This window comes from Neptuniibacter sp. QD48_55 (assembly GCF_047778115.1).
Lineage (GTDB): Bacteria > Pseudomonadota > Gammaproteobacteria > Pseudomonadales > Balneatricaceae > Neptuniibacter.
The window spans coordinates 2,785,069-2,796,803 of sequence record NZ_CP180555.1 but is presented as its reverse complement, the minus strand read 5'-3'; the positions used below and the strand labels follow the sequence as shown (position 1 = coordinate 2,796,803).

Below are 11,735 nucleotides of genomic sequence, written 5' to 3'. Positions count from 1 at the left end.
ACGCTGTTGATTTATGCTTGATCGATTTGTGGTGGTTTGTAAGTTTTTTTCAACTTTTTGCACTTTTTTTAAGATTGGGTGTTGACCCTTTTTCAGATGTCTGTAGAATTCGCCGTCCTTGCTTAGGTAGGCCGCCAAAACGGGGCTGATTGAGCTAAGCGAGGTGCTTAGTAAGTGATTGAAAACATTGGTTTTTTAGATTGCTTACGGGGCAGGATTCAAAGTCCGGTTGCTGAGTAAAAAATTTTACAAAATTGCAAAATAAACGGTTGACTTTGAATGAGCGCACAGTAGAATATGCGCCTCGCTTGAGACGAAACGCTGAGTCAGCGGAGAGTCAAAAAGCAACGCTCTTTAACAATTTGATCAGATAATTCGTGTGGGCGCTTGTTGAGAAGAAGCAAACTTTTTCTAGACAAGCAACCAAGTGAATTCATTTAAAGCGATTTACAAAGGTTTAACGTTCTTAAGAATGTTATCCGGTTGTTTAGTACTAGAGCCCGTTACCACATTCCTGGTAACACAAATGATTTAAACTGAAGAGTTTGATCATGGCTCAGATTGAACGCTGGCGGCAGGCCTAACACATGCAAGTCGAACGGTAACATGACTAGCTTGCTAGTTGATGACGAGTGGCGGACGGGTGAGTAACGCGTAGGAATCTACCCAGTAGCGGGGGATAAGCCAGAGAAATTTGGTCTAATACCGCATACGCCCTACGGGGGAAAGCAGGGGATCTTCGGACCTTGCACTATTGGATGAGCCTGCGTGAGATTAGCTAGTTGGTGAGGTAATGGCTCACCAAGGCGACGATCTCTAGCTGGTCTGAGAGGATGATCAGCCACACTGGAACTGAGACACGGTCCAGACTCCTACGGGAGGCAGCAGTGGGGAATATTGCACAATGGGCGCAAGCCTGATGCAGCCATGCCGCGTGTGTGAAGAAGGCCCTAGGGTTGTAAAGCACTTTCAGCAGTGAGGAAAGGTTAGTAGTTAATACCTGCTAGCTGTGACGTTAACTGCAGAAGAAGCACCGGCTAACTCCGTGCCAGCAGCCGCGGTAATACGGAGGGTGCGAGCGTTAATCGGAATTACTGGGCGTAAAGCGCGCGTAGGTGGATTGGTCAGTCAGATGTGAAAGCCCAGGGCTCAACCTTGGAACTGCACCTGATACTGCCAATCTAGAGTACGGTAGAGGGTAGTGGAATTTCCTGTGTAGCGGTGAAATGCGTAGATATAGGAAGGAACACCAGTGGCGAAGGCGACTACCTGGACCGATACTGACACTGAGGTGCGAAAGCGTGGGGAGCAAACAGGATTAGATACCCTGGTAGTCCACGCCGTAAACGATGTCTACTAGCCGTTGGGAGACTTGATCTTTTAGTGGCGCAGCTAACGCGATAAGTAGACCGCCTGGGGAGTACGGCCGCAAGGTTAAAACTCAAATGAATTGACGGGGGCCCGCACAAGCGGTGGAGCATGTGGTTTAATTCGACGCAACGCGAAGAACCTTACCAACTCTTGACATCCAGAGAAGTTACTAGAGATAGTTTCGTGCCTTCGGGAACTCTGAGACAGGTGCTGCATGGCTGTCGTCAGCTCGTGTTGTGAAATGTTGGGTTAAGTCCCGTAACGAGCGCAACCCTTGTCCTTATTTGCCAGCACTTCGGGTGGGAACTCTAAGGAGACTGCCGGTGACAAACCGGAGGAAGGTGGGGACGACGTCAAGTCATCATGGCCCTTACGAGTTGGGCTACACACGTGCTACAATGGCCGGTACAGAGGGCCGCGAACCTGCGAGGGTAAGCTAATCTCAGAAAACCGGTCGTAGTCCGGATTGGAGTCTGCAACTCGACTCCATGAAGTCGGAATCGCTAGTAATCGCGAATCAGAATGTCGCGGTGAATACGTTCCCGGGCCTTGTACACACCGCCCGTCACACCATGGGAGTGGATTGCACCAGAAGTAGCTAGCTTAACCTTCGGGAGGGCGGTTACCACGGTGTGGTTCATGACTGGGGTGAAGTCGTAACAAGGTAGCCCTAGGGGAACCTGGGGCTGGATCACCTCCTTAAACGAAAGCCGATTCTCGGCAAGCGTTCACACGAATTATCTGATCAGAGAAGTTAAGAGCAACGGTGTAGGCTTGTAGCTCAGCTGGTTAGAGCGCACCCCTGATAAGGGTGAGGTCGGTGGTTCAAGTCCACTCAGGCCTACCAATAATAGCCTTACTGTTTTCTTTGGGGCTATAGCTCAGCTGGGAGAGCGCCTGCTTTGCACGCAGGAGGTCTGCGGTTCGATCCCGCATAGCTCCACCATCATCCTTTGGATGAGAAGGAAGAGTTTTAAAACATATTGTCGTTTAAGACATTATCTTTTAAAGCTTTTTTGCTTTAAACGCTCTTTAACAATTTGGATTTGATTCATTTGATTTAGATTTAAGACATGTAGTTTTACTGCATGCGCCAATTCGGCGAAATCTATCGTTACTAGCAATACAAGTTACTGTGATTCCAGACGCCTTCGGGTTATATGGTCAAGTGACTAAGCGTGCACGGTGGATGCCTTGGCAGTCAGAGGCGATGAAGGACGTTGTAACCTGCGATAAGGTTCGGGGAGGTGGTAAACAACCTTTGATCCGGACATTTCCGAATGGGGAAACCCACCTATTTATAGGTATCTTTTAACTGAATACATAGGTTATTAGAGGCGAACCTGGGGAACTGAAACATCTAAGTACCCAGAGGAAAAGAAATCAACCGAGATTCCCTAAGTAGCGGCGAGCGAACGGGGACCAGCCCTTAAGCTTTATTAGATTTAACAGAACACTCTGGAAAGTGTGGCCATAGTGGGTGATAGCCCCGTATGTGAAAGGTCTTTTAAAGTGAAATCGAGTAGGACGGCACACGTGAAACGCTGTCTGAATATGGGGGGACCATCCTCCAAGGCTAAATACTCCTGACTGACCGATAGTGAACCAGTACCGTGAGGGAAAGGCGAAAAGAACCCCTGTGAGGGGAGTGAAATAGACCCTGAAACCGTGTACGTACAAGCAGTGGGAGCCGTTTTCGGACGGTGACTGCGTACCTTTTGTATAATGGGTCAGCGACTTACTTTTAGTGGCAAGGTTAAGCATTTGCGGAGCCGTAGGGAAACCGAGTCTTAATAGGGCGTCCAGTCGCTAGGAGTAGACCCGAAACCGAGTGATCTATCCATGGGCAGGTTGAAGATGCGGTAACACGCATTGGAGGACCGAACCGACTGTCGTTGAAAAGCCAGCGGATGACTTGTGGATAGGAGTGAAAGGCTAATCAAACTCGGAGATAGCTGGTTCTCCTCGAAAACTATTTAGGTAGTGCCTCGTGTCTAACCATGGGGGTAGAGCACTGTTTCGGCTAGGGGGTCATCCCGACTTACCAACCCGATGCAAACTCCGAATACCCATGAGTTCAATCACGGGAGACACACGGCGGGTGCTAACGTCCGTCGTGGAAAGGGAAACAACCCAGACCGTCAGCTAAGGTCCCAAAGTTTATGCTAAGTGGGAAACGATGTGGGAAGGCTTAGACAGCTAGGAGGTTGGCTTAGAAGCAGCCACCCTTTAAAGAAAGCGTAATAGCTCACTAGTCGAGTCGGCCCGCGCGGAAGATATAACGGGGCTAAGCATAACACCGAAGCTACGGATGCACTTTGTGCATGGTAGAGGAGCGTTCTGTAAGCTGTTGAAGCGGAAGCTGTAAGGCACCGTGGAGGTATCAGAAGTGCGAATGCTGACATGAGTAACGATAAGGGAGGTGAAAACCCTCCCCGCCGGAAGACCAAGGGTTCCTATCCAACGCTATTCGAGGTAGGGTGAGTCGGCCCCTAAGGAGAGGCTGAAGAGCGTATCCGATGGGAAACAGGTTAATATTCCTGTACTGCTCATAACTGCGATGGGGGGACGGAGAAGGCTAGGCTAGCGCGGCGTTGGTTGTCCGCGTTTAAGGTAGTAGGTTGAGGACTTAGGCAAATCCGGGTCCTTAAGACCGAGAACCGATGACGAGGTCCTTTATGGACTGAAGTAGTTGATGCCATGCTTCCAGGAAAATCCTCTAAGCTTCAGGTTATGACTAACCGTACCCTAAACCGACACAGGTGGTCAGGTAGAGAATACTAAGGCGTATGAGAAAACTCGGGTGAAGGAACTAGGCAAAATGGCACCGTAACTTCGGGAGAAGGTGCGCCGGTTTTGGTGATGGGACTTGCTCCCTAAGCTGAGGCCGGTCGAAGATACCAGGTGGCTGCGACTGTTTATTAAAAACATAGCACTCTGCAAACTCGAAAGAGGACGTATAGGGTGTGACGCCTGCCCGGTGCCGGAAGGTTAATTGATGGGGTTAGCACTTGTGCGAAGCTCTTGATCGAAGCCCCGGTAAACGGCGGCCGTAACTATAACGGTCCTAAGGTAGCGAAATTCCTTGTCGGGTAAGTTCCGACCTGCACGAATGGCGTAACGATGGCCACACTGTCTCCACCCGAGACTCAGTGAAATTGAAATAGCTGTTAAGATGCAGTTTACCCGCGGCTAGACGGAAAGACCCCGTGAACCTTTACTACAGCTTCACAGTGGACTTTGACATTACTTGTGTAGAATAGCTGGGAGGCTTTGAAACCCTGTCGCCAGATAGGGTGGAGCCACCTTTGAAATACCAGCCTGGTAATGTTGAGGTTCTAACCCAGTTCCCTAAGCGGGATCGGGGACATTGTGTGGTGGGTAGTTTGACTGGGGCGGTCTCCTCCCAAAGAGTAACGGAGGAGCACGAAGGTACCCTCAGCATGGTCGGAAATCATGCAATGAGCGCAAGAGTAGAAGGGTGCTTGACTGCGAGACAGACACGTCGAGCAGGTACGAAAGTAGGTTCTAGTGATCCGGTGGTTCTGTATGGAAGGGCCATCGCTCAACGGATAAAAGGTACTCCGGGGATAACAGGCTGATACCGCCCAAGAGTTCACATCGACGGCGGTGTTTGGCACCTCGATGTCGGCTCATCACATCCTGGGGCTGAAGCCGGTCCCAAGGGTATGGCTGTTCGCCATTTAAAGTGGTACGCGAGCTGGGTTTAGAACGTCGTGAGACAGTTCGGTCCCTATCTGCCGTGGGCGTTTGAGATTTGAGAAGAGTTGCTCCTAGTACGAGAGGACCGGAGTGAACGAACCTCTGGTGTACCGGTTGTGATGCCAATTGCATTGCCGGGTAGCTACGTTCGGACGGGATAACCGCTGAAAGCATCTAAGCGGGAAGCCTCCTTCAAGATGAGATCTCACTGGGAACTTGATTCCCCTAAAGGGCCGTTGAAGACTACGACGTTGATAGGTTGGGTGTGGAAGCGCTGTGAGGCGTTGAGCTAACCAATACTAATTGCCCGTGAGGCTTGACCATATAACGCCCAAGGCGTTTGGCAAGTGACTTGTAAGATACGTAAGACGATAGAGAGTAACGAATTAGCGCGTAGTTAAACTACAGTCGATAAACTATCTAGATCAAATAAAAGAAGAATCAGATCTAAGTTGTAACAGTTTTGCTTGGCGACCATAGAGTTGTGGAACCACCTGAATCCATCCCGAACTCAGACGTGAAACGCAACATCGCCGATGGTAGTGTGGGGCTTCCCCATGTGAGAGTAGGTCATCGCCAAGCATTTAATTAAGAGAAAACCCCGGTCACGCTGTGATCGGGGTTTTTTCGTTTATAACCGTGTTTAGAGTGCAGCTAGGCAAGCAGAGAAAATATCAAATATGGGTGGGTAATCTAAAGGCTGGTCATGCTTTATAGAATAACGCACACTGATACGCTGTCCTTCGCTGTCCTTCGCTGTCCTTCGCTGTCCTTCGCTGTCCTTCGCTGTCCTTCGCTGTCCTTCGCTGTCCTTCGCTGTCCTTTATTGCTGCAGGCTTAGTGTATTAACTATGTCTTCTTTCAGGTCAGCGTAGTCAAAGTCGCTAATTCCGAGGAAGTTCAAGACGGGCATAATCTTAATTGCTTCTTCTTTAGGGTCTGGAATCCGCCAGAAGTGTCTATAAGCATCGCTAATGTCCCTTGCTAAAAGAAGCATGCATAATTTTAAGCGCATTGCCTCTTTCTCATCAGCAGGTTCTTGAAAGGTTTTTTCGTAGTAGGGTTGTCGAGCAATAGCTTCTGCTGTGGATTCGCCAATATTCCACTTTCTAGCGAGTTCTGCGCTTAGTTGATAATGACTAACGCCGTATAGAGCTAGCTGCTGCTCATTGATCTCAGTGAGACTTGCTCCATTGAGTTCTCTGAGTTTATCTTTGAATTCGGGCTTGGCTTGCATTAATAGTGGAATACCACTGTCATGCAGCATGCCTAGTGTGTAGGTTTCGTCAGGATCTAGATTGGTGAATTGATTTGCTAAAGCGGCGGTGATTCGAGCTACTTCTGTGGCTGTATCCCAGAACCTCTCCATTGGGCCTACTGCTGAGAGGCTGTTCTTTAATGCTGCCAGTTGCACGATATTAAAAACCCGTTTAATACCCAAAAGTGCAACCGCTCGTTCAACGGATGTTATTTCTGTCCGTATTCCAAAATATGATGAGTTAACAGTAGCGATAACTGAGCTATATAAGGCTACGTCCTGTTTGATTAAATTACAGATGCCTTTGATGTCAGGATCTGATTGTCTCAGAGCCTCAGTGATACTTATAAGTACTTCTGGGCGCGCTGGGATCACATAACTTGTTGATTGTTCTGAAACAGGAGGCATACAGTCCTTCTCAAATAGTTGTTAAAATACAACTTACTTTATTCAATGATAGCTGACAATTTTTAATTGTATTCAAAAGCTTAGCTTAGACTAATTATCTGGCTAACCTATTTTGTGGTTACGTTAAATTTTTTCAGCTAAATGAGGCATTCGATGTTAAATATTGCTGCTTTTACTTTTAATTATGATCAACTGGAAGATCGAATTCTTCTTGTCGGTAATCTTAGTAATGGACAGCAGAGAATCGATTTTTGGCTGACACGAAAATTAGTGCTGCGTTTGCTCGATGCTGTGCAGGGGTTGCTCGAAAAGACGGTAACTGAAATAGCCGATGCGCCCGTTCAGCAAAAGATGCATATGGCTCAGTTTCATCATGAGGACGCTCAACAAGCTCTCCAGGTTCAGCGAGAAAGCACTCAAGTTATGGCTGAAAGTGCATTGCTACTAAGTCGATTAGATATTAGTCATCACGAGGGGCAGTATAAGCTTTTATTTTTTTCCGGTGGTGACGAACCTGTCGCGGCTAGTGTTCTAAGTTATCAAGAGCTTCATCAAATATTTCATCTCTTACACCGTGGAGCCGTCGGTTTAGACTGGGGTGTCGCCGCGGAGCTGTTCCAATCTTCTAATCAACCTCAAACATTACAATGATTGAATCCAAACCATTCATTGCACGCGGGTCTAAAACCGAGCGTTGTAAGTCGTGCTTATTGTCTATTCGCGCTTGTATTTGTGATTACAAACTTCAGTACGATGCTTTAGCGAGTTTTTACTTACTTATGCATCATGATGAAATATTCAAGCCTACCAATACGGGGCGACTCATTGAGGACTGTATTGCCGACACGCAACGATTTAAATGGTCTAGGACTGAGCCTAGTCAGGAGTTGCTTGAGGCAATAAATCATGAGGACATAGACCCTTACATTGTTTTTCCGGAGGGTGATGACTATAAGGATAGGATGGTTGATTTTGAGCTAAAGCCTGGGAAAAAGCCTGTTTTCATTATACTTGATGGTACTTGGCGACAAGCTCGGCGTATGTTCAGGCATAGCCGTTATTTAGATCATCTCCCTGTTATTCAGCCCCAAGTAACTTCTACCTCACAGTATAAGTTACGCAAGGCGCCTGTTGCTGGTCAACTTTGTACGGCTGAAGTGGCAGCTGAAATGTTAAAGCTAGCGGGAGATAAACAAGGGGCTGAAATAATGTCAGATTATTTTTCAGTCTTTAATAACCATTATCGTGCTGCAAGACTAAATCGACCGCTTGATGATGAGGCAGAAGAGAAGAAGAGATTAAAGACCTATCAGCTCTCATCTGAGGTTTGATAGCACTTGTAAATTTAGCTTTCGAGCCAAAAGGTAACTGGTCCATCATTGGTTAATGAGACGGCCATATCGGCAGCAAAAATACCGGTTTCAACCTCTGTGTGCTGTTGTTTAGCTTGCTTTACAAAGTAGTTATATAGTTTTTCACCATGCTCTGGTGATGCGCCCGAAGAGAAGCTTGGGCGTAGCCCTTTTTTTGTGTCTGCAACAATCGTGAATTGAGAGACTACGAGTAGTCCACCATTGATCTGTTGTAGGTTGAGATTCATTTTTCCTTCTGCATCAGCAAAGATGCGATAGCCAAGTATTTTCTTCAGTAGTTTGTTGGCATCCGCTTCGGTGTCGTCTTTTTCTACACCAAGAAGTAATAGAATGCCTTGGTTGATCTTGCCTACGGTTTTAGCGTTCACTTCAACGCTTGCAGATTTGACTCGTTGGATTAGTGCTTTCATATCCTGTTTTTCTTGTGTCCGTATGTCTTATGCTAATGAGATGGCGAAGTTATCTGTTGCACGAATTAGATTGTCAGTAATACCTGGCTCAAAAGCTGAGTGGCCTGCATCTCGTACGATGTGAAACTCTGATTCTGGTAAAGCGTCATAGAGGGCTTGAGCTTGTTCTATTGGACAAACCATGTCGTAGCGGCCATGTACGATCACTGTTTTGATTTCTTCTATTTTTGAGCAATTATCAATGATTTGGTTAGGCTCTATAAAAGCTTTATTTATAAAGAAATGAGCTTCTATTCTCGCCATCGCAAGTGCTACATGAGGGTCTGCAAAATGATCAACGATATCGTTGTTTGGGTCTAGAGTGGAACAGCGACCTTCCCAAATAGACCATGCTTTTGCTGCAGACATACGTGCAATCTCATTCGATGAGGTTAAGCGCTTGTAGTAGGCTTTGAGCATGTCCTCACGTTCAGTCCTAGGAATGACCTGCTCGTACTCTTTCCAATAGTCGGGAAAAATAGCGCTCGCACCATGCTGATAAAACCACTGGATATCCTGATCTCGACAAAGAAAAATACCTCTAAGAATCATGCCGGATACGCGATCTGGGTGAGCTTGAGCGTAGAGAAGGCTAAGTGTAGATCCCCACGAACCACCGAATAGTAACCATTTATCCACATTCAAGTGTTTTCTGATTGCTTCCATGTCTGCTATTAGATCAGTGGTCGTATTATCTGTGAGATCTGAATGAGGTGTAGATTTGCCGCAACCGCGTTGATCAAACAAAATGATTCGATATTTCTCGGGATCAAAAAAGCTTCGATGTGCTGGCGCAGTTCCGCCGCCAGGGCCTCCGTGAACAAATAGTGCTGGCATACCTTGAGGGTTGCCACTTTCCTCTACATAAAGGCTGTGGGTATCAGAAACCTTTAGCTGAAATTCGTTATAGGGATGTATTTCAGGGTAGGGAATGCGCATATAGCCTCCGGCACAGATTGACGTCCTAATTTTTAAGTATAGTGAGCTAGTTGTGTCAGAGCTATGGTATTAGAAAATAAAAAAGGCAGCCGAAGGCTGCCTTTTTGAGATAGAGATAATCTCTTATTTGTTCTTCGCGCGCTTACGTTCGTTCTCTTTAAGAAGCTTCTTACGTAGGCGGATGAAGTTAGGTGTAACTTCTACCAATTCGTCATCTTCGATGAAATCTAGCGCCTGCTCCAGTGTGAATTTTACAGGAGGTGTTAGCTGGATGTTTTCATCAGAACCAGAAGCACGAACGTTAGTTAGCTGCTTACCTTTAGTTGGGTTTACAGCTAGGTCATTATTACGACTGTGGATGCCGAGTAGCATACCTTCGTAAACTTCAACGTTTGGTTCGATGCATAGACGACCGCGGTCTTGTAGGTTCCATAGTGCGTAGCCAAGAGCTTTACCAGTAACCATGGATACAAGAACACCATTGATACGGCTAACAACTTCACCTTCTTTAACTGGACCATAGTGGTCGAAGATAGAAGTCATGATGCCTGTACCTGAAGTCATTGTCAGGAACAGAGAGCGGAAGCCGATAAGGCCGCGAGATGGGATCATGAACGTTAGACGTACACGGCCTTTGCCGTCTACTTCCATGTTTGTCATGTCGCCTTTACGCTTACCTAGTTCCTCAATAACAGAACCTTGGTGCTCGTCTTCAACGTCGATCATAACCATTTCGTATGGTTCGTGGATTTCTCCATCGACTTCTTTCTGAATTACTTCTGGACGAGATACACCTAGCTCGAAGCCTTCACGACGCATTGTTTCAATCAATACGGAAAGGTGAAGTTCACCACGGCCAGATACTTTAAATTTCTCTGGTGTTTCACCATCTTCTACGCGCAGGGCAACGTTGTGGATAAGTTCACGATCTAGGCGCTCTTTGATGTTACGGCTAGTTACAAACTTACCATCCTGACCTGCGAACGGAGAGTCGTTAACCTGGAACGTCATAGATACTGTTGGCTCATCTACGCTTAGCGCTGGTAGGGCTTCAACTTTATCGGGGTCACAGATAGTGTCAGAGATGTTCAGGGCATCAATACCAGTAACACAGATAATGTCACCAGCAGTTGCGCTTTCTACTTCAACACGCTCTAGGCCGTGATAGCCCATGATCTTCAGGATACGTCCGCTACGAACAGCGCCTTCGCGATCAATAACTTTTACTTGCGTATTCGTGTTGATAGTACCGCGAGTAACTCGGCCAACACCGATAACGCCAAGGTAGCTGTTGTAGTCCAGTGCAGACACTTGCATCTGTAGTGGGCCATCAACGTCTACTTTTGGTGGATCTACATGCTCAACGATCGCTTCGAAAAGTGGTGTCATATCCTCAGACATATCGTCTGGCTCTAGACCTGCAATACCGTTTAGTGCAGATGCGTAAACAATTGGGAAGTCTAGTTGCTCATCAGTGGCACCTAGGCTATCGAATAGATCAAATACTTGATCGATAACCCAATCTGGACGTGCGCCAGGGCGGTCAATCTTGTTGATAACAACGATTGGGCGTAGGCCTTGGTCAAATGCTTTCTGAGTTACGAAGCGTGTTTGTGGCATTGGACCATCAACAGCGTCAACTAGTAGGCATACACAGTCAACCATAGACAGTACGCGCTCTACTTCACCACCGAAGTCGGCGTGCCCAGGAGTGTCCACAATGTTGATGCGGTAGTCGTTCCATTTGATAGCAGTGTTTTTTGCCAAAATGGTAATGCCGCGCTCTTTCTCCTGGTCGTTGGAGTCCATGATGCGCTCAGTGCCTTCATCACGACGGCCTAGTGTGCCGGATTGTGCAAGCAGCTTATCAACCAGGGTTGTTTTACCGTGGTCAACGTGCGCGATGATAGCGATGTTTCTTAGCTTTTCGATCACGTGTGTATACCTGTGAGATATTTTTGCGAATGCGGAATTATACGTGTTTATAGATAAATTACTGCATATTTCTTAATCAAATCGACAGAGTTTTTGTTTTTCTTATTTCTATCTACATGAGCAGATTGATCTGAGTAGGAATTAAGTTAAAAACAGACACATTATAGGTGGGCGTTTTGAATAAGGTTGGAGTATATTATAGGCCCATAACGGTGCATAAAAATTGACTCAATGAAAATTGCACTATTATGGTGCATTAAGATTGATTGTGTTCTATTT

At 46.7% G+C, this 11,735-nt stretch carries 6 protein-coding genes, 2 tRNA genes and 3 rRNA genes; 7 read left to right on the top strand and 4 right to left on the bottom strand.

All coding sequences use genetic code 11. The annotated features are described in order from the left end of the window. Positions 1–533 precede the first annotated feature (533 nt). The 5 genes from ACMXYW_RS13000 to rrf all read left to right on the top strand — a co-directional run bounded on the left by ACMXYW_RS13000 (position 534) and on the right by rrf (position 5,676). Positions 534–2,073, top strand: a 16S ribosomal RNA gene (locus ACMXYW_RS13000). Between the two features lie 68 nt (positions 2,074–2,141). Further along, positions 2,142–2,218: transfer RNA gene (locus ACMXYW_RS12995), tRNA-Ile, on the top strand. Positions 2,219–2,241: 23 nt separating this feature from the next. Beyond that, a tRNA-Ala gene (locus tag ACMXYW_RS12990) sits at positions 2,242–2,317 on the top strand. A gap of 216 nt (positions 2,318–2,533) precedes the next feature. Beyond that, a 23S ribosomal RNA gene (locus tag ACMXYW_RS12985) occupies positions 2,534–5,418 on the top strand. Positions 5,419–5,560: 142 nt separating this feature from the next. Beyond that, positions 5,561–5,676: ribosomal RNA gene (gene rrf, locus ACMXYW_RS12980) — 5S ribosomal RNA — on the top strand. Together the 16S, 23S and 5S rRNA genes with 2 tRNA genes alongside form the textbook arrangement of a ribosomal RNA operon. Positions 5,677–5,917: 241 nt before the next feature. Here the strand turns inward: rrf and ACMXYW_RS12975 are convergent. Continuing rightward, positions 5,918–6,760 (bottom strand): HDOD domain-containing protein, encoded by an 843-nt coding sequence (locus ACMXYW_RS12975; RefSeq protein WP_415904318.1) that lies wholly within the window; start codon positions 6,758–6,760, stop codon positions 5,918–5,920. Positions 6,761–6,913: 153 nt separating this feature from the next. On the opposite strand from ACMXYW_RS12975, the gene ACMXYW_RS12970 reads away from it, so the two are divergent. Together ACMXYW_RS12970 and ACMXYW_RS12965 are read left to right on the top strand one after the other, a co-directional pair. Next, a complete protein-coding gene (locus ACMXYW_RS12970) occupies positions 6,914–7,411 on the top strand; it encodes a hypothetical protein (RefSeq protein ID WP_415904317.1) in 498 nt (165 codons plus the stop codon). A 59-nt stretch (positions 7,412–7,470) separates the two neighbouring features. Then, complete coding sequence (locus ACMXYW_RS12965) at positions 7,471–8,091, top strand: tRNA-uridine aminocarboxypropyltransferase (RefSeq protein ID WP_415904316.1); 621 nt, start codon at positions 7,471–7,473, stop codon at positions 8,089–8,091. 14 nt (positions 8,092–8,105) lie between these two features. Here the strand turns inward: ACMXYW_RS12965 and dtd are convergent, their stop codons facing one another. From dtd to typA, 3 genes are all read right to left on the bottom strand, one after another. Next, positions 8,106–8,543 (bottom strand): D-aminoacyl-tRNA deacylase, encoded by a 438-nt coding sequence (gene dtd, locus ACMXYW_RS12960; protein ID WP_415904315.1) that lies wholly within the window; start codon positions 8,541–8,543, stop codon positions 8,106–8,108. A 27-nt stretch (positions 8,544–8,570) separates the two neighbouring features. Next, on the bottom strand, positions 8,571–9,521 hold the full coding sequence (gene pip, locus ACMXYW_RS12955) for a prolyl aminopeptidase (protein ID WP_415904314.1): 951 nt from the start codon (positions 9,519–9,521) through the stop codon (positions 8,571–8,573). A 123-nt stretch (positions 9,522–9,644) separates the two neighbouring features. Further along, on the bottom strand, positions 9,645–11,456 hold the full coding sequence (gene typA, locus ACMXYW_RS12950) for a translational GTPase TypA (protein ID WP_415893465.1): 1,812 nt from the start codon (positions 11,454–11,456) through the stop codon (positions 9,645–9,647). Between the last annotated feature and the right edge of the window lie 279 nt (positions 11,457–11,735).

What these genes read in the sequence shown, in the direction of transcription:
- ACMXYW_RS12975 (WP_415904318.1), bottom strand. Translation starts at nt 6,760, where the DNA reads ATGCCTCCTGTTTCAGAACAATCAACAAGTTATGTGATCCCAGCGCGC.
- ACMXYW_RS12970 (WP_415904317.1), top strand. Translation starts at nt 6,914, where the DNA reads ATGTTAAATATTGCTGCTTTTACTTTTAATTATGATCAACTGGAAGAT.
- dtd (WP_415904315.1), bottom strand. Translation starts at nt 8,543, where the DNA reads ATGAAAGCACTAATCCAACGAGTCAAATCTGCAAGCGTTGAAGTGAAC.
- pip (WP_415904314.1), bottom strand. Translation starts at nt 9,521, where the DNA reads ATGCGCATTCCCTACCCTGAAATACATCCCTATAACGAATTTCAGCTA.